The 17275-nt window shown below is 46.1% G+C and carries 18 protein-coding genes; 13 read left to right on the forward strand and 5 right to left on the reverse strand.

What is annotated here, in order from left to right:
* Positions 1-141: 141 nt before the first annotated feature.
* Positions 142-1125 carry an aldo/keto reductase gene (locus AB4027_RS02290; protein WP_368645811.1) on the reverse strand — a complete coding sequence of 328 codons (984 nt, stop codon included), beginning with the start codon at positions 1123-1125 and terminating at the stop codon, positions 142-144.
* A 182-nt stretch (positions 1126-1307) separates the two neighbouring features.
* Here AB4027_RS02290 and AB4027_RS02295 point away from each other — a divergent pair, with 182 nt between their 5' ends.
* The 3 genes from AB4027_RS02295 to AB4027_RS02305 are packed head-to-tail and all read left to right on the forward strand — an operon-like array spanning position 1308 to position 3949.
* Positions 1308-1565: a hypothetical protein gene (locus AB4027_RS02295; RefSeq protein ID WP_368645812.1), complete on the forward strand. Its 258-nt coding sequence runs from the start codon at positions 1308-1310 to the stop codon at positions 1563-1565.
* A gap of 18 nt (positions 1566-1583) precedes the next feature.
* Entirely contained in the window at positions 1584-3365 is a 1782-nt protein-coding gene (uvrC, locus tag AB4027_RS02300) for an excinuclease ABC subunit UvrC (protein WP_368645813.1), read from the forward strand.
* A 23-nt stretch (positions 3366-3388) separates the two neighbouring features.
* On the forward strand, positions 3389-3949 hold the full coding sequence (locus AB4027_RS02305) for a GNAT family N-acetyltransferase (protein ID WP_368645814.1): 561 nt from the start codon (positions 3389-3391) through the stop codon (positions 3947-3949).
* 65 nt (positions 3950-4014) lie between these two features.
* Here the strand turns inward: AB4027_RS02305 and AB4027_RS02310 are convergent, their stop codons facing one another.
* The 3 genes from AB4027_RS02310 to thiD all read right to left on the reverse strand — a co-directional run bounded on the left by AB4027_RS02310 (position 4015) and on the right by thiD (position 5802).
* Positions 4015-4599 (reverse strand): LURP-one-related/scramblase family protein, encoded by a 585-nt coding sequence (locus AB4027_RS02310; protein ID WP_368645815.1) that lies wholly within the window; start codon positions 4597-4599, stop codon positions 4015-4017.
* Between the two features lie 133 nt (positions 4600-4732).
* Positions 4733-4900: a YvrJ family protein gene (locus AB4027_RS02315; RefSeq protein ID WP_368645816.1), complete on the reverse strand. Its 168-nt coding sequence runs from the start codon at positions 4898-4900 to the stop codon at positions 4733-4735.
* 77 nt (positions 4901-4977) lie between these two features.
* Positions 4978-5802, reverse strand: coding sequence for a bifunctional hydroxymethylpyrimidine kinase/phosphomethylpyrimidine kinase (thiD, locus tag AB4027_RS02320; RefSeq protein ID WP_368645817.1), 825 nt, complete (start codon positions 5800-5802; stop codon positions 4978-4980).
* A gap of 149 nt (positions 5803-5951) precedes the next feature.
* Here thiD and AB4027_RS02325 point away from each other — a divergent pair, with 149 nt between their 5' ends.
* The 3 genes from AB4027_RS02325 to AB4027_RS02335 all read left to right on the forward strand — a co-directional run bounded on the left by AB4027_RS02325 (position 5952) and on the right by AB4027_RS02335 (position 7963).
* The gene (locus tag AB4027_RS02325) at positions 5952-6686 is read left to right on the forward strand and encodes an NAD-dependent protein deacylase (protein WP_368645818.1); all 735 of its coding nucleotides are present in this window, start codon (positions 5952-5954) and stop codon (positions 6684-6686) included.
* A 94-nt stretch (positions 6687-6780) separates the two neighbouring features.
* Positions 6781-7401 carry a CoA pyrophosphatase gene (locus tag AB4027_RS02330; RefSeq protein WP_368645819.1) on the forward strand — a complete coding sequence of 207 codons (621 nt, stop codon included), beginning with the start codon at positions 6781-6783 and terminating at the stop codon, positions 7399-7401.
* Positions 7402-7423: 22 nt separating this feature from the next.
* A complete protein-coding gene (locus AB4027_RS02335) occupies positions 7424-7963 on the forward strand; it encodes an acyl-CoA thioesterase (protein WP_091488548.1) in 540 nt (179 codons plus the stop codon).
* 71 nt (positions 7964-8034) lie between these two features.
* Here the strand turns inward: AB4027_RS02335 and AB4027_RS02340 are convergent, their stop codons facing one another.
* The gene (locus AB4027_RS02340) at positions 8035-8919 is read right to left on the reverse strand and encodes a Cof-type HAD-IIB family hydrolase (protein WP_368645820.1); all 885 of its coding nucleotides are present in this window, start codon (positions 8917-8919) and stop codon (positions 8035-8037) included.
* A gap of 114 nt (positions 8920-9033) precedes the next feature.
* On the opposite strand from AB4027_RS02340, the gene AB4027_RS02345 reads away from it, so the two are divergent.
* The 7 genes from AB4027_RS02345 to AB4027_RS02375 all read left to right on the forward strand — a co-directional run bounded on the left by AB4027_RS02345 (position 9034) and on the right by AB4027_RS02375 (position 17274).
* The gene (locus AB4027_RS02345; protein ID WP_368645821.1) at positions 9034-9720 is read left to right on the forward strand and encodes a uracil-DNA glycosylase; all 687 of its coding nucleotides are present in this window, start codon (positions 9034-9036) and stop codon (positions 9718-9720) included.
* A gap of 86 nt (positions 9721-9806) precedes the next feature.
* Entirely contained in the window at positions 9807-10787 is a 981-nt protein-coding gene (pta, locus tag AB4027_RS02350) for a phosphate acetyltransferase (RefSeq protein WP_091488553.1), read from the forward strand.
* Between the two features lie 423 nt (positions 10788-11210).
* On the forward strand, positions 11211-12731 hold the full coding sequence (gene glpK / locus AB4027_RS02355; RefSeq protein WP_368645822.1) for a glycerol kinase GlpK: 1521 nt from the start codon (positions 11211-11213) through the stop codon (positions 12729-12731).
* A gap of 37 nt (positions 12732-12768) precedes the next feature.
* A complete protein-coding gene (locus AB4027_RS02360; RefSeq protein ID WP_368645823.1) occupies positions 12769-14436 on the forward strand; it encodes an FAD-dependent oxidoreductase in 1668 nt (555 codons plus the stop codon).
* A gap of 183 nt (positions 14437-14619) precedes the next feature.
* Positions 14620-15036 (forward strand): thioesterase family protein, encoded by a 417-nt coding sequence (locus AB4027_RS02365; protein WP_091488242.1) that lies wholly within the window; start codon positions 14620-14622, stop codon positions 15034-15036.
* Between the two features lie 19 nt (positions 15037-15055).
* Positions 15056-15646, forward strand: a complete 591-nt coding sequence (locus tag AB4027_RS02370) for an AAA family ATPase (protein ID WP_368645824.1) — start codon at positions 15056-15058, stop codon at positions 15644-15646.
* Positions 15647-16575: 929 nt separating this feature from the next.
* Positions 16576-17274, forward strand: a complete 699-nt coding sequence (locus tag AB4027_RS02375) for an NAD(P)H-dependent oxidoreductase (RefSeq protein WP_368645825.1) — start codon at positions 16576-16578, stop codon at positions 17272-17274.
* Position 17275 lies beyond the last annotated feature (1 nt).

Genomic DNA, 17275 nt, shown 5'->3' on the forward strand with positions numbered 1-17275 from the left:
ATAAGAAACGGGTACACAACATATATGTATTTATTAAATTTCTGTTACAATGAATGTTCTCTATTGACATGGCTCAACGGCAAAGAAAAAAGCCCTTAATCAGAAAAGTTGACTAAGGACTTTCAGCCAAAAAATTAGATTTTAGTAAGGACCGCGGATATGATCATGAACATTTTCCCAGTAAAAGTCATTCAGTCGTTTCAGCTCATCCTGACTGAAATCCTTGACTTCAAGTGACTTCAGATTGTCGATGACCTGTTTTTCATTCTTGAATCCGGGGATCACACTGGTCACGGCTTCCTGCTGCATGACCCATTTGAGTGCGGCACGTACGCGACTCCCGCGCTCGTCAGCCATCCAGGCCAGCTGTTCGCTCAGATCAACGCCTTTTTCAAATGGCAGACCGCCGAATGTTTCCCCGACGTTGAATGCCTGACCGTCTTTGTTGAAGTTGCGGTGATCGTCTTCTTCAAAGGTATGATCTTTCGAGAACTTACCTGTTAGAAGGCCGCTGGCTAACGGTACACGGGCCAGGATCCCGACATTTTTCTCCTGAGCTTTTGGAAACAGTTCTTTAAGCGGTTTCTGTCTCAGCACATTGAAGATGACCTGAAGCGCACTGGCATTGGTATTATCCAAGACATACAGACCTTCTTCATCCGTTTCGACACTCACGCCGTAGCTTCTGATTTTTCCTTCTTTCTTCAGTTTATCAAGAATAGGGAAGACGTCCGTTTCTTTCAGCATCTGAAGCGGTGCACAGTGGATCTGATACAGATCGATCTGGTCGCGGTCTAAACGTCTTAGACTGTCTTCAAGATAAGTCCGGATCTGCTTTTCCGAATAGTTAGCCGGGTCATTGATGTCGCCTTTACGTGTGAACTTGGTCGCGATATGGATCGACTCTTCTTTTCCTTTTGTGGCCTTGGCTAGAAGTTCCTCGCTGTGTCCGTCACCGTAAACATCAGCCGTGTCAAAGAAGTTGACACCAGCATCCATGGCGCTCTGCAGCCCTTTTAATGCTTCTTCATCATCGTGCTGGCCCCAGCTGCCGCCGATCGCCCAGGTGCCGAAGCCCAGTTCACTTATTTCAAGACCTGAATCGCCTAATTTGTTGTATTTCATTCTATCTACTCCTTTTAATCGTTCTAGGGATAAGTATACCACACAAAAAGTAAGCGTTTTAATGATTTTTCATTCTTGAAACTTTTTCATCGGTGCAGGAATATCTGAAAGGCTGACAAATGTTCCCATTTTTGGTAAAATGACTAAGACTAATAAGGATTAAAGGAATGGAGGAGGGGAACATGGAAGAGGTCATGATAGAATTCTACAAAGGCAAGGACGAGCAGGCCTTTTTAGACAGATGGCAGGCTGAGCACGGGTCGCAGAGTGATGATCAGATCGATGAACTGTATGCGGCTATTGCTGATGCTGTCGATGAAGCAGTAAAAAAAGGCGAACACGAACTGGGAGACACGTTTACGTATGAAGGGGTAGAGGTCGGTCAGTCCGACTTCAATGCTTTTTATTCCCTGTATTTATTTGAAGCGACAGAAAACTAAGCAGGAGGAGGTGTTTTTTTGTCGAACGAACTGATCGAGAACAAACTGAAACTGCTTCCGGATCTTCCGGGATGCTATATCATGAAAAATAAGGACGACGAGATCATTTATATCGGTAAAGCTAAAAACCTTAAGAATCGGGTGCGCTCTTATTTCCGAGGCGAACATGAAGGGAAGACCAAACGGCTGGTCGAGGATATCGTGGATTATGAAACGATCGTGACCGGTTCAGACAAAGAAGCCCTCCTTTTAGAAGTGACCCTGATTCAAAAACACCAGCCAAAATACAATATCCGTTTGAAACGCGGAACGAGTTACCCTTATCTGAAGATCACGAATGAACGGGATCCTCAGCTGGTCATTACGTCAGAAGTGGAAAAGGACGGCGCACATTACTTCGGTCCCTATCCAGATGTCTGGGCGGCGTCTGAAACTAAGCAGCTGATTCAGAAAATCTATCCGCTGCGCAAGTGCAACGGACATCAGAAACGGGCATGTCTGTATTATCACATCGGACAGTGCATCGGTCCCTGCGACCACGAGGTGCCGGTGGAGGAATATGAGGAACAGATCAGACGCATCAAGTCTTTCTTGAATGGTAATGTCTCGGACATCAAGCGGGATCTGAAGCAGAAAATGCAGGAAGCGGCTGAAGAGATGAACTACGAGCGGGCTGCTGAATTCCGGGATCAGATTTCTTACATCGAACGGACGGTGGAGAAACAGTCGATCATATCCAACAACTACACGGCGAGAGACTTCTTCAACTACTATATGGATAAGGGCTGGATCTCGATCCAGGTCTTTTTCGTGCGTCAGGCCACACTGATCAAGCGTGAAGCCACGATGTTCCCGATCATCGATACGCCGGAAGAAGAACTGATGAGTTTCATCCTTCAGTATTATGAAGATAAAAATAATCGGAAGCCCAAAGAGGTCTATGTACCAGAAACGGTCGATACAGATCTTTTAGAAGAAGCCCTGGAAACGAAAGTTCTTGTCCCTCAGCGTGGACGAAAAAAAGAACTGCTTGACTTGACCGGAAAAAATAGTGAAATATCACTGAAACAGAAGTTCCGTCTGATCGAGATGAAAGAACAGAAAACGACGGGAGCAATCGAAGAACTTTCCGACGTGCTGGGGCTGCCTTATATCGAACGCATCGAGGCTTTCGACCATTCCAACATTCAGGGGACTAATCCCGTTTCAGCGATGGTCTCCTTTAAAGACGGGGTCCCGGATAAAAACAACTACCGGAAGTATAAAATCCGCACAGTCATAGGCAGCAACGAGTTCGCGACCACTCAGGAAGTGATCCGGAGGCGGTATTCACGTCTTTTGAAAGAAAGAAAAGACATGCCTGACCTGATCCTCATGGATGGCGGTAAAGTGCAGGTGAATGCGGCACGCGATGTGCTGGAAAATGAATTCGGACTGGATATTCCCGTCGCCGGCATGGTCAAGGACAAGAAACACCGTACGGCCGGTCTCATTTTCGGTAATGAGCTGGAACCTGTCGTTTTGAATCCAAGAAGTCAGGCTTTCCATCTAGTTCAGCGGATACAGGAGGAAGTCCACCGGTTCGCGATCACCTTTCACAGGAATGTGCGCGGAAAAAATAGTTTCACGAGCCAGCTTGACGATGTCGAAGGGGTCGGTCCAAAAACACGGACGAAGGTACTGCGGCACTTCAAGTCAATGAAACGACTTCAGGAAGCAGACCTTGAGGAGATCACAGCTCTGGGGATCCCGGTAAAAGTGGCGGAGCGCATTAAAGATACTGTGAAGCAGAACAGCTAGAACGAATAAGGGAAGGGTATAGAATGATCAGAGAGGCACGAAAAGAGGATGCAGAAGCTATCACCGACTTGTTTAAAGTCATACTGACGGATATGGAACTTCCTGTTATGCAGGAAAGCCGCTGGGATGAGCTGAAACCGGCACTGGTCGAAGCAGCTAAACAGGAAAGATTCCGTCATAATTACAGAAATGCAGTAGTCAAAGAAGTGGAGGGACATGTGGCCGGCTTTTTCTTCGGATACAAAGGCGGTTCTGTTTCTGATTCATATGAACCGATTGAAACGATACTGAAAGAGTACGGTCTGCCGGTCTTTGAAACCTATGATGAAGAAGAAAGCATCGATGGAGAGTGGTACCTGGATTCGCTGGTCACACATCAGGCCTATAGAGGTCAAGGGATCGGTAAAGAACTGCTGGAAGCGGCGTTCGTCCGGGCAAAGGAAAGCGGCCTGCCGGTTATCGGCCTGAATGTCGATCACCAAAACCCTCGGGCCAAAGCCCTTTACGCACGCCTGGGATTCAAAAAAACGGGTGAGGTCGTCCTCGCGAATCATGACTATGACCATATGCAGAAACAGCTATAAAAAAGACCCTCATGACTATAGAGGCGCCTTAAGCGCTCTGACGTAAGTCATGAGGGTCCTGTTATTTAATCCAGTTTCTCTTTTTGAAGCAGTCTCTGTTTTAATCGCATCCAAATCGGGTGCATGAATCCCAGACTGTACTTCTGCTGCTGTCTGCGTTTCCACACAAGCTCTTTGTTTTCGGCATAATGATCCAAGAGAACAGTCACGGCACAAGCAACGGGTGCATCCTCTTCATTAACTAAGTTGACAGTGTAGAATTCGCCCAAATATGAAATGTTTTTATCTATCGTTCCTATCTTTTTGCCCAAATGCCGAATGGTAAAGCGTTTCTTCTCAAAATCCCCGGTGATCACCCAGTTCAGCCCCGTGAGTGTGAAAAAAGGGTTCTTGATCCCTCTGATTCCGGGACGTTTTTTCAGGCTTCCGATTTTCTTGGCATCGACATAAAATTGAAATTTTGGAAAAACGGATAGGGTCACCTGTCTGACATCGAGTAAGCGCGAGCCATCTATGGCGAAGACGGAAAGTTTATCGGCTAAACGTCCCCATTTGCCGACAATCAGGTAAACTTCCTGCCCTTTAGGGTCCGAGACGATAAGCCGGTCCTGTTTCGACATGAATTCCTGTTTTATATATAAACGAACCATTTCTGATCACCTCTTTGCGTGTCATACGTTCAACTTTTTCTTTATTATAACACTAGTTTCTAAAATTTTGAAAGAGGAGTGAGCACATAAAAAGAGTGCAGCGGTTATGATACGCCGCACTCTTTTTCCGGTGTTATTTACTGTTGTGAGACATGACGGTCGTGAGCTCTTTCAAGGCAACAACGATCGCATCGATCTTATTTTCCATCCGGTGGAGCAGAAACAGCGAAATGAAGATAGGAAAGCCGACATTCGCTATCATGTCCAGAGCCGTCGTGAAAAGAGTCAATTGAGTATCCATCGTCTTCCTCCTCTCTATCTACAATAACGGACGAAGAGAAAGAAGTGTCACCTCAGATTTAAAACGATCGATACGCTTTAGATAGAATCCTGTCTGTTCAAACGGTAGCCGCTGTGGAAGACGGGTCCCACAAACTGGTTGTACTCAAAGCCGGCTTCGATGGCTTCGGTCACAAAGGTTTTCGCTTTTCTGATAGCCTCTATGGGATCAAGCCCCTGAGCAATACCTGCTGTGATCGCTGCAGCAAAGGTACAGCCGGCACCGTGGTTATTGGCGTTTTCGACTTTCGGGGAAGTCAGTGTGATATACTCATTTCCGTCATAAACCAAGTCGATCGCTTCATTACCAGCAAGGGCCTTGCCGCCTTTGACAACGACGATTTTTGCTCCTTTTTCGTGTATGATCTTGGCTGCTTTTTTCATATCTTCGAGATTGAAGAGAAGTCCCAGTTCTGCCAGCTGGCCGGCTTCAAACAAATTAGGAGTCGTCACAGTTGCCAGAGGGATCAGACGGTTCTTGATCGCCTCAACATTCTGCGGGTTGAGGACTTCATCTTCTCCTTTACATACCATCACAGGGTCGACGACCAGGGGTGTGTCCCTGTGCTGTTCCATCTTATCTGCAATAACGTTGACGACATCTGCATCTGGCAGCATACCAGTCTTTGCCGCACCGATTTTTGGTCCGGCAAAAGCAGTGACCAGCTGATCTTTGACGACGTGTGCATTGATTGCTGTGACGCCGTGGCTCCAGTTATTTTCAGGATCCATTGTTGCTATCGTTGTCAAAGCAGCGATACCATACGTTCCGTATTCGGCAAAGGTCTTCAGGTCAGCGGCTATTCCTGCCCCCCCGCTTGCATCGTTCCCGGCGATCGTCAATGTTAAATTAGGTTTTGTCATGATGTAACCTCCATAGTTTAGTGATAAGTGTTAAGATACTAAATACTAGTAAGAAATAGTATACTTTCTTTACAACCTAAGTATAATGCTTATAGACAGAATCCGCAAAATATTCAGAGAGATTATGGTGAAGAACAGGAGAGGATAGAATGGATGCAATTGAACGTGTAGCAAAGTGGTTTGAAACAGGACAGAAAGTTGTTGTGATCACCGGTGCCGGTGTATCCACAGAGAGTGGGATACCGGACTTCAGATCGGCTGAAGGCTTGTATAGTGAAGATACTGAACAGGGCGTTCCTATGGAAGAAGTCCTGAGTGCTTCGTTCTTTAATGACCACCCGAAAGATTTTTACCGTATTTACAATGAAAAACTGCTTTTTCCGGATGCCTGTCCAAATACCGGTCACCTTTTTCTGAAACAGCTGGAAGACAAGGGGCATGAAGTAACAGTCATTACGCAGAATATCGATGGCCTTCATCAGAAAGCAGGAAACACACGGATCCTGGAACTTCACGGCAATGCCAGTACTGTGATAACGGAATCCGGAAGCATGACCTCGCTGGATGAAGCAGTCAGGCATGAAAACGAGTTGAGGGTGAAGGGCGAATGGGCACGTCCGGCCATTACTCTTTACGGGGAAGCGTTAGACAGAGAAGTGCTTCAAAAAAGTGTTCAGGCCGTGAGTGAGGCGGATATCCTGCTGGTCATGGGGACCAGTTTAAATGTTTACCCGGCGGCTGGACTGATATACGATTATAAAGGAGACAAAAGTGCCCTGATCAATAGAGAAGGAACGCCCTTAAATACTGCCTTTTCATATGTGTTCCACAGGCCCATCGGCGAGTGGATCGAAGAGCTGCAGCGCTACTTGATTGCTGAATAGCAGAATGGTCACTTTAGTGAGTATGATAGGATGGATAGAAATAACTGAATGAGTATAATAGATTTTAATGGAAACAGATTAGGCAGGTGAGGATATGATAGAAAAAATCAGAAACATGATGGCAGATCACCAACCGGATGCCATTACAAAACAGGGCAAGTACGCCGTTTTATTGCCACTGGTACGGGTAAGTGGGGCGATCCATATATTATATGAAGTCAGGAGCCACCGGGTGTCTCAGCCTGGAGAAACCTCTTTCCCCGGCGGTGCACTAGAGACGGGGGAAACCTTTGAGGAAGCGGCTCTTAGAGAAACGGAAGAGGAGCTCGTACTGGACAGGGGAAAAATAACGGTACTTGGCGAAATGGACTATATAGTAAAGCAGAACCATATCATCAAGTGCTTCGTCGGCTGGCTTCCAGAAGTGGATGCAGATAGATTGGAGCCCAACGAAGAAGTAGAAGCGGTTTTCACGATACCTCTGGCCTATTTTTTGACCACAGAACCAAAGTATTATGAGACCCGGCTGAAAATGGAACGGGATGCTGACTTTCCGGTCGAACTGATCTCCGGCGGTCAAAAATATAAATGGCGAAACGTCACTCAGCAGATCCCTTTTTATCATCTGTCCGACCATTATCTCTGGGGCTATACAGCCCACCTGACACACCGGTTCAGTGAACTCATAAAAAACGAAGCAAACAAAGCAGACTAAATTAAATCTAAGGATGATAACAATGACAAATGACAACCGTAAAGTACTGACATGCAACGAGACCAGAGTCGTTCAGACCCATCGCATCCTTCCACCGGATCTGAATGATCATCAGACCCTTTTTGGAGGGAAGCTGATGAGCCTGATCGATGATACGGCCTCAATATCAGTTTCGCGCTTCGCACGCACAAACGATATCGTAACGGCATCCATGGATGAGCTGCATTTTATCCACCCCGTCGAACCGGGACATTCTGTCTGCGTGGAATCCTATGTCACAGGTGCCGGACGCACATCAGTCGAAGTTTTCGCCAAGGTACTTGGAGAAGATCTAGTGACGGGTGAACGCTACATAGCGGCGACCAGCTTCATCACGTTTGTCGTTGTTGGCCTGAGTTCAAATGAAGCATTGCCGCTCATCCAGTCAGAAGACAATGAAGAGCAGATGATTTGCGGCAAATATCAGGACCGCCGGCAAAGACGTCTGGCAGACCGCCAGGCCAATGAAAAACTGGTTGAAGCCATTTCTATATTACCCCCATGGATCAAAGATCAAGCTTGAACCTTAACTGAAGACAAAAAAAGACCACTAAGAAAGTGGTCTTTTGGAAAGACAGGCTGCTGGAAAAAACATTAGTCCGTGTATAATTTCCCACTCAATACACGTGAGATCGCCTCAGCCACACCGTTCTGCCGGTTGCTGGAGGTCTCGAATCGTGCAGCCTGTTTTGCTTCAGGTTCAGCATTCGCAACAGCCACTGAATATTCTGCCCATTCAAGCATGGAGATGTCATTGAGATTGTCGCCGATCGTCATGACTTCATCGGATTTGATCCCAAGCTGTTTAGCTAGCTGGGAGACGGCGATGCCTTTTTGAGCCGCTTCATGGTTGATTTCCAGATTACGTTTGCTGGAAGCTGTAATAGCCAGGATCGGGATCTCGCGGTGCAGCTCTTCTTTCAGCGGGTCCAGCACCTCACGTCCCTTGCTGGAATGTACAGAGACTTTAAGGATGATGGCACTGTCGTCATCGATGATTTCCTGATAATCGTCGACAAAATTGATCTGCAGTTTGTCTGCAAATTCAGCAGCCTTTTCGAGAGCTTCTTCATAAGAGGTATCCGGGTTCATATCATAAATCATCATGGCAAGCATTTCCAGACGTTTATCTTTATTATCAGAGTAGATGCCTTTGTTCGTCATGAGTTCTTCGTGAAGGTCCTCGTAGCCGGAGAAAAGCGACAGCATCTTTCTGACCGTACTTTTTTCCAGACCGCGGTTGTATTTATTCGTGCCATTCTCATCAAAGTACTGGGCACCGTTCTGGGCGATCAGTGGACATTTTATCCCGTTCTCTTCCAGTAAAGGGTATGCCAGCGGGAAATCGCGTCCGGTCGCAATGGCAAAGTGGATGCCCTGGCTCTGCACCCGTTTGATAGCGGAAATGTTTGCCTGACTTATTTCCATATCTTCATCGAGCAGTGTGCCGTCCATATCTGAGACGATTAATTTTATCATGTGTGTCTACTCCTTTTTTCTTCATAATGATCTAAGAGTAGCATACCAAAAAAAGAGTGACAGGACATAAGAAAAATATTTTTTGTTGAAGAGAAAACCGAAAGGAGAATGATAATGACTATCCCTGTAGAGAATGACTGGAAACCTATTCTGGAAAGAGCAGCTGAAAAGGAATCGTATCGAGCGCTTAGAGAATTCTTGAAAGAAGAGTTCAAAACGGGGGCGGTTTATCCGAAAAAAGAAAATATCTGGCAGGCCTTTCAGTGGACACCTTATCATAAAGTGAAAGTCGTCCTGCTGGGACAGGATCCGTATCACGGTGAAAACCAGGCTCACGGTCTCAGCTTTTCTGTCAACCCTGACATCTCGATTCCTCCTTCCCTGCGCAACATGTATAAAGAGCTGGAAAGTGACCTGGGTATCCCGCCGGCGTCGCATGGGTATCTCAGGAAGTGGGCAGAAGAAGGGGTATTGCTTTTGAATACAGTCTTGACTGTCCGAAAGGGAGAAGCGCATTCCCATCAGAAAAAAGGCTGGGAAGACTTGACGGATGAAGTGATCCGGGCACTGAATGCGCGTGAAAAACCAGTCGTTTTCCTTTTATGGGGGAATGCGGCTAAAGCAAAACGCAAGATGATCGATGAAGAGAAGCACATAGTCATCACTTCAGCACACCCAAGTCCGTTATCTGCCTATAGAGGTTTCTTTAGTTCACAGCCTTTTTCTAAAACGAATGAGGCCTTGAAAGACATGGGAGAAGAACCGATAGACTGGAGACTCCCTGAAAAAGTGAATGTATAAGTAAAACTTAAAGGAGTCTACTGTAATTTTCAGGCAGAAAGTGGTAAGATTGAATATGTAGAAAAACAATTATGGAGGGAAAATCTGTGGAATTATTTGACAGTTTAAAAAGCAAAATCAAAGGAAAAGACTTGAAGATCGTCTTTCCAGAAGCAACCGATGAACGAATTTTAGGAGCAGTCGTTCGTTTATACCACGACGAATTACTCACACCTATTCTTATCGGAGACAAGGATGAAGTACTAGGCGTAGCTAAAGAACACGGCTTCGACTTGACAGGCATCGATATCGTGAACCCGCATGCTTACGATGAATATGATGAAATGGTCAATGCCTTTGTCGAGCGCCGTAAAGGTAAGGCGACGGAAGAACAGGCAAGAGAACAGCTTCGCGATGTCAACTATTTTGGCACGATGCTTGTTTATATGGACAAAGCAGACGGTCTAGTCAGTGGAGCCATCCATTCAACTGGTGATACAGTCAGACCTGCCCTGCAGATCATCAAGACACGTCCAGGCGTCAGCCGTACGTCAGGTGCATTCATCATGCTGCGTGGCCGGGGTCAGGAAAAATATGTGTTCTCTGACTGTGCTATCAATCCAAACCCGGATGCACAAGTCCTGGCAGAAATTGCTGTGGAAAGTGCGCGTACAGCCAAGATGTTCGACATCGATCCAAAAGTTGCTCTATTGAGCTTCTCTTCTAAAGGTTCTGCTCAAGCTCCCGAAGTTGAAAAAGTACAGGAAGCCACACGTATCGCTAAAGAAATGGCTCCTGAATTCGAGATCGACGGTGAACTTCAGTTTGATGCAGCTTTCGTCTCTTCAGTGGCTAAACAGAAAGCCCCTGATTCAAACGTAGCCGGCCAGGCCACTGTTTTTGTTTTCCCTGAATTGCAGTCAGGAAACATTGGCTACAAAATCGCTCAGCGTTTCGGTAACTTTGAAGCCGTCGGACCTATTTTACAAGGTCTGAACAAGCCGATCTCCGACTTGTCCCGTGGTTCTGTCGAAGAAGATGTCTACAAAACAGCCATCATCACTGCTAACCAGGCGATCCAGGACTAAGCTGTTTCTTTAGAAAGAACTGTAATAAATAGAACAAAAAACATCCCCGCTGTCAAAAAAGACAGCGGGGACTTTTTTGATGTTACTTATAACTAATATAGTGGTAAATGGAATCAAGGCATTATGTATGAGATGGATTGCGATGATTGATACACTATAAACAGTAAAGGGCATGATATCTTCTTTATGCTAAATGGAAGACTGAGAGAGGAGATGCAGAATCAACTGCGTCTCTTCTTTTTTTATATACTTATAAAGTAAACAGAGAACGATGAATATCTTAGAGAGTGTTTTTAATTCTGAATGATCCCTTCAAATGGAAAAAATCCTTGCCTCTAGGCTAAATAAATAGATTGTCGATTTTTGATAGTGTTATACTGGGTTTAAACTAACGTTTCTGTTAAAAAAGGAGTCGATATCACAGTGGCCGATTATATTATGGCAATAGATCAGGGAACGACCAGTACACGCGCCATTATTTTTGATAAAGAAGGGGATCCAAGATGGACCTCTCAGAAAGAGATCACACAGCACTTTCCTGAGCCCGGCTGGGTGGAACACGATGCGAATGAGATCTGGCTAAAAACGCTTCAGGTCATCGCCAGCGTTATGATCGAAGCAGAGCTGGAACCTGAAGAACTGGACAGTATCGGGATCACGAACCAGCGGGAGACGACCATCATCTGGGACAAGGAGACGGGAGAGCCGATCTATCATGCGGTAGTCTGGCAATCCAAACAGACTTCAGCGATAGCTCAACGGCTGATCGAAGAGGGTCATAAAGAGATGATCCATAAAAAAACAGGTCTGATCGTCGATTCCTATTTTTCGGCAACGAAAATCAAATGGATACTGGATAAAGTAGAGGGATCAAGAGAACGGGCTGAAAAAGGTGAACTGTTATTTGGAACAGTCGATACCTGGCTGCTATGGAAACTGACCGGTGGCGAAGTGCATGCGACTGATTACTCGAATGCCAGCCGGACCATGCTGTATAACATCTATGAGATGCAGTGGGACAGAGATATTTTGAAGCTTTTAGACATCCCCGAGAAAATGCTGCCTGAGGTAAGAGAGTCTTCCGGGATATTCGGCGAAACGATGGAAGCCGTCTTTAAAGGCCACCGGGTGACTATCGCTGGGATGGCTGGAGACCAGCAGGCTGCTTTGTTCGGACAGACAGCGTTTGAAAAAGGGATGGTCAAAAATACGTATGGCACCGGTGCGTTTATCATCATGAATACCGGTAAGGAACCGATCCAGTCGGAGAATGGGCTTTTGACGACTTTGGCGTATGGGCTTGATGGGGAGGTCACCTATGCTTTGGAAGGGGCCATCTTTGTGGCAGGCTCTGCGATCCAGTGGCTTCGGGACGGCTTGCGCATGTTTAGAGAGGCACCTAAATCAGAAAAGTATGCCAGGCGTGTTGCCAGTACAGATAATGTCTATGTGGTCCCGGCATTCACCGGACTTGGTGCGCCCCACTGGGACCAGGATGCACGTGGCGCTGTCTTCGGACTGACGCGAGGCACAGCAAAGGAACACTTTGTCAGGGCGACACTGGAATCGCTGGCTTATCAGACACGGGATGTCGTTGATGCGATGAATGAAGATGCCGGGCTGAAAACGAAGACTATGCGTGTGGATGGCGGAGCAAGTATGAACGAATTTCTTATGCAGTTTCAGGCAGATATTCTTGATGTCACTATCGAACGGTCGAAAATCATGGAAACAACAGCACTGGGTGCGATATATTTAGCCGGGCTGGCTACCGGTTTCTTTAAAGACCTTGATGAAATCAAAGAAAAATGGGAAAAGGGCGGAACTTATGAGCCGCATATGTCAGAAGTGGATCGGGAGGACCTTTACGAAGGTTGGCAGGCGGCCGTAAAAGCGACCCGTGCATTCAAGTTCAAGCCGAAAAAAAGTGAAGAAGAAAGCTGACGTGCATTAAAATTCTAGAGAAAGGGCTGACAGCCTTATGACTTTTTCAGCTCAGACAAGAAAATCGACCATTGAACAATTAAAAAAACAGACGCTGGACTTGCTGATCATCGGAGGCGGAATCACAGGAGCGGGCCTGGCTTTACAGGGTGCGGTACGGGGAAGCCGGGTCGGCCTAGTGGAAATGCAGGACTTTGGCGGAGGAACGAGCAGCCGATCAACAAAACTGGTCCACGGCGGTCTGCGTTATCTGAAGCAGTTTGAAGTGGAACTTGTGGCGGATGTCGCCAAGGAACGAGCAGTCATCGCCAGGAATGCGCCGCATATCGTTCAGCCTGATTTTATGCTGATGCCTGTGTATGATGAGCCCGGGGCCTCGTTCAATGCTTTTTCTGCAGAAGTCGTTTTGCACTTATATGATTATTTGGCTGAAGTGGATGAGACGTGGCAGCATTATCTGGCTGAGAAAACAGAAGTGCTGGAAGATGAACCGTCACTGAAAGAAGAAAATCTCTTAGCCGGCGGATATTATCTGGATTACATCAATGATGATTGCCGCCTGACGATAGAGACGGTCAAGAAAGCCCATGAGTTAGGTGCCTGGCTGGCTAATTATGTCAAAGCGGTGGGGTTTATTTATGATGATAAAGGCCAGATCAAAGGGATCAAAGCCAGGGACACCTTGAGTGATGAGTATTTTGACATTAAAGCTACGGTGGTTGTCAATGCAACGGGGCCCTGGTCAGATGAACTCCGTAAAAAACAGAGAGATGTGACTGAAAAGAAAATGTACCCGACAAAAGGGGTGCACTTTGTCGTGGACCATGAAAAACTGCCAGTGACACGGGCGATCTACACGGACACGGGGCTAAATGATGATCGTATGATCTTCGTGGTCCCCAGAGGCAATAAAACGTATTTCGGGACGACGGATACCCCTTTTAACGGTCCTTATGAGGATCCTGAGATCACACAAGAAGATATCGAATATCTGCTCAACGCTGTCAATCACCGGTTTGACGTGGCTGATCTGTCACTTTCTGACATTGTATCGAGCTGGGCAGGGCTGCGTCCGCTGATCAAGGATGAAGATAACAGTGACCCTTCCGGTATATCCAGAGGCCATGAAGTCTTTTTGTCAGAAGATGGCCTGATCACTATCGCAGGAGGTAAGCTGACTGATTACCGCGGAATGGCGGAAGATACCTTTACATTGATCGACCAGGAGTGGAAAACAGCGGGGATAAGCTTCCCGGATAAAGATACAAAAGAGATCCCGCTTTCAGGTGGAGACATCGGAGGAACGATGGCTGACTTTCTTTCTGCCAAGCGGTCTCGTGGGATGTCACTGGGTCTGGATGAGACAGAAGCGGATTACCTCGCTGACTGGTATGGATCGAATATCGATAAGGTTTACGACTTGGTGGATAAAGCAGAAACCATGGATATGCCACTCCCGGATGCCCTTCAGTTAGCTTATGGACTGGCGTATGAGATGGTCATGACGCCGGAAGACTTTTTTGGCAGACGGACGGATTCCCTGCTTTTCAATATCGATAAACTTGAAAGTCTAACTGAACCCGTACTAACTGTCCTGGAAACTGAACTGGGCTGGAGTCGTCAGGAAAGAGTGGACTGGTCAAGTCATTTGGGTGAACAGGTAGTCCGGAAGAAACTGACTCAGTTTAAAAGTAATGGGAAGTGAAGGTCGACTGAAATCATCTGTAGGAAAAAGTATCCAGCAGCTTTTTTACATGCCTATGAAAATAAAAGCAGGATCAGTCACATGCCTTTGCCTGTTTGCTGATGAACTAAAAATAAATCCTCTGTGATGCGGATTTATGATACACTGAAATGCAATAATATATAATAGATAGGGGATACCGTAATGGACATTTACAGTCATAAAGTACATTATTACGAAACGGATCAGATGCAGATCGTGCATCATTCCAATTACATAAGATGGTTTGAAGAAGCCCGTACGCATCTGATGGACGAGATCGGCTTCAGCTATAAGCGGATGGAAGATGAAGGTATCGTCATTCCGGTATTAGCCGTGAATGCAGAATACAAGACCATGTCGCGCTACGGTGAAACGGTTGAAATCGAAGCCGCAGTCAAACAATTCAGTGGAGTCAAGCTTATCGTCAGTTATGTGTGTCGAGACCGGGAGACTCAGGAAATACGCGCGGTGGGAGAAACGAAGCATGCTTTTCTGGACAAAGAAACCTATCGTCCGCTGTCACTGAAACGCAAACATAAGGAACTTTATAACTTGTTTAATGGGATGATCAGAGAATAAAGGCAAAGGGGGACAGGTCGTGGATCTTATTTTAGTAGTCGGACCGCAGGCGGTAGGGAAAATGACAGTCGGACTGGAGCTGGAAAAGCTGATCGATGCAGAACTTTTATTCAATCACCAGACCATTGATTTGTTTGCCCGGTATTTAGGCTACACATCAGAAACCTTTCAGTTATCCGAAAAGGTCCGTCTGGATTTGTTCAAGGCATTCACTTCTAATGAAAAGACGAACACAACCAAAGGGATCATCTTTACGGTCGTGGCAGGTTTTGATCTGGACAATGACTGGAAAGTGATGGAAAACTGGATAGAGCTGTTCAAACACGCCCAGGGTCGTGTTTATTTCATAGAGTTAGAGGCTGACCTGGAAGAACGAATGAAACGGAACATTCATGAAGACCGGTTGTCTGCCAAACCATCCAAACGGGATATTCCCTTCTCAAGAAACGAACTCCTGGAAAGTTCCAGGAGTCACCGCTTGAATTCCTATGAGAGGGAAGTTGAAAAGCGACTCCCGTTCGTCAACTACTTAAGAATAAATAACACCTCGCTGAAAGCTTCTAATGCCGCAAAAGAGATTTATGAGTGGATGAAAAGTGTTGGCTACTGAGTATTTAGAGATGCTGCGATAACGGGGACAGACCATCCTGCCAGCAGGAAAAGAAATGTATTCCTCTATTTTTCTGCTCGATTAAAGAGAAGATGACAAACTTGCTCCTTTGTATTCCGCGACTTTGTCATTTGGTTGTGAAAATGACAAAGTCACAGAAGGAAAGTGACTGGGACTGTCATATCAGAGCAAAGATGTCCGACTCAAGTATGGAAGAATACCTGAGTACGACATTGTGGGATCAAAATGTCGTTCTCGGACGGGAAGCAGCTCACGACTGGACACTTTTCAACATGAAATGTCGCACCCGGATCGAAAGTCACTCATGAGCGAACACTTTCGTCACCGAAATGTCGTACTCAGTGTGTCAAGACGTTACGACTGGACACTTTTCAACATGAAATGTCGCACCCAGATCGAAAGTCACTCATGAGCGAACACTTTCGTCACCGAAATGTCGTACTCAGTGTATCAAGACGTTACGACTGGACACTTTTCAACATGAAATGTCGCACCCAGATCGAAAGTCACTCATGAGCGAACATTTTCCACAGTCGAATGTCGCACTCGCATCAACAGACACAAATGAATGAACACTTTCCACAGTCGAATGTCGTACTCACGCGCCCTGATACCTTTGAGTGAGCACTTCTGGGACGAAACTGTCGTACCGACACAGACTGACCTTATTGAGTCGACATTTCTTCATAAATAAATCGATTCTAATGCGGTAAACGAGTGAAAAATCAAAAAGACTTGTCAAAAAGGAACAAACCGGAAGCGTCCCGTTCAATTACGGAGCCTTCCGGTTTGAACTGTTTATAAATCTCTTTTGTCCGGCGGCTTCTAATGATTCACTTTAATAATGAAGATTTGGTATACTTAAGTTGCTTAAGAGAAAACTAATCAGATATACAAGGAGAATCACTGTGAAAACTTTAATTATTGTCTCTCACCCGACGGTCGAAGAATCTGGCAGTCAGCAATTCCTGATTCAGTCATTACCGGATGATGATGAGATCACTTTACACGTACTTGAACAAACTTATCCTGATGGGGAAATCGATGTTGACAAAGAACAGGCACTTCTTCGCGAACATGATCGGATCCTTTTCCAGTTTCCGTTTTACTGGTATTCCTCGCCGCCGCTTTTAAAGAAGTGGCAGGATGAAGTCTTGACGGACCATTTTGCTTTCGGCTATCGCGGGACCAAACTGCATGATAAAGAGTTCGGACTGGTCCTGATCATTGGCCTGCCGGAAAAGGAGTACCAGACAGGTGGACAGGAAGGGTTCAGTATCAGCGAGTTGACTAAACCCTTTCAGGCCATGGCCAAAAAGACTGGGATGCATTATCTGAAACCTTTAACGGTTTTTCAGTTCCCTTATCTGGCGGAACCTGAGAAAAAAGCGCTGCTTGTCGATTACCAGCAGTATCTCAGTCTGCCTCAGCCTATTTCATTGAAGAGAAAGGAAAACTGGGTACTCGATCAGCTGGCAAAGACATCGAAAGAAACCTTGCCGACTAAAGGTGCCGCATTCGTTCTTGAAGCCGCTGCGGAGGCTATTGAAGACAATCGCATGGAACTGGACGAGCTGCGTCTGCATATCGATAACTATGATATATAAA

This window comes from Alkalibacterium putridalgicola, from assembly GCF_040959045.1.
GTDB classification, from domain to species: Bacteria; Bacillota; Bacilli; order Lactobacillales; family Carnobacteriaceae_A; genus Alkalibacterium; species Alkalibacterium putridalgicola.

Excerpts from the sequence above, each read along its gene's own strand:
- AB4027_RS02290 (WP_368645811.1), bottom strand. The coding sequence starts at position 1,125 with ATGAAATACAACAAATTAGGCGATTCAGGTCTTGAAATAAGTGAACTG.
- AB4027_RS02295 (WP_368645812.1), top strand. The coding sequence starts at position 1,308 with ATGGAAGAGGTCATGATAGAATTCTACAAAGGCAAGGACGAGCAGGCC.
- AB4027_RS02305 (WP_368645814.1), top strand. The coding sequence starts at position 3,389 with ATGATCAGAGAGGCACGAAAAGAGGATGCAGAAGCTATCACCGACTTG.
- AB4027_RS02310 (WP_368645815.1), bottom strand. The coding sequence starts at position 4,599 with ATGGTTCGTTTATATATAAAACAGGAATTCATGTCGAAACAGGACCGG.
- AB4027_RS02315 (WP_368645816.1), bottom strand. The coding sequence starts at position 4,900 with ATGGATACTCAATTGACTCTTTTCACGACGGCTCTGGACATGATAGCG.
- thiD (WP_368645817.1), bottom strand. The coding sequence starts at position 5,802 with ATGACAAAACCTAATTTAACATTGACGATCGCCGGGAACGATGCAAGC.
- AB4027_RS02325 (WP_368645818.1), top strand. The coding sequence starts at position 5,952 with ATGGATGCAATTGAACGTGTAGCAAAGTGGTTTGAAACAGGACAGAAA.
- AB4027_RS02330 (WP_368645819.1), top strand. The coding sequence starts at position 6,781 with ATGATAGAAAAAATCAGAAACATGATGGCAGATCACCAACCGGATGCC.
- AB4027_RS02335 (WP_091488548.1), top strand. The coding sequence starts at position 7,424 with ATGACAAATGACAACCGTAAAGTACTGACATGCAACGAGACCAGAGTC.
- AB4027_RS02340 (WP_368645820.1), bottom strand. The coding sequence starts at position 8,919 with ATGATAAAATTAATCGTCTCAGATATGGACGGCACACTGCTCGATGAA.
- AB4027_RS02345 (WP_368645821.1), top strand. The coding sequence starts at position 9,034 with ATGACTATCCCTGTAGAGAATGACTGGAAACCTATTCTGGAAAGAGCA.
- AB4027_RS02360 (WP_368645823.1), top strand. The coding sequence starts at position 12,769 with ATGACTTTTTCAGCTCAGACAAGAAAATCGACCATTGAACAATTAAAA.
- AB4027_RS02365 (WP_091488242.1), top strand. The coding sequence starts at position 14,620 with ATGGACATTTACAGTCATAAAGTACATTATTACGAAACGGATCAGATG.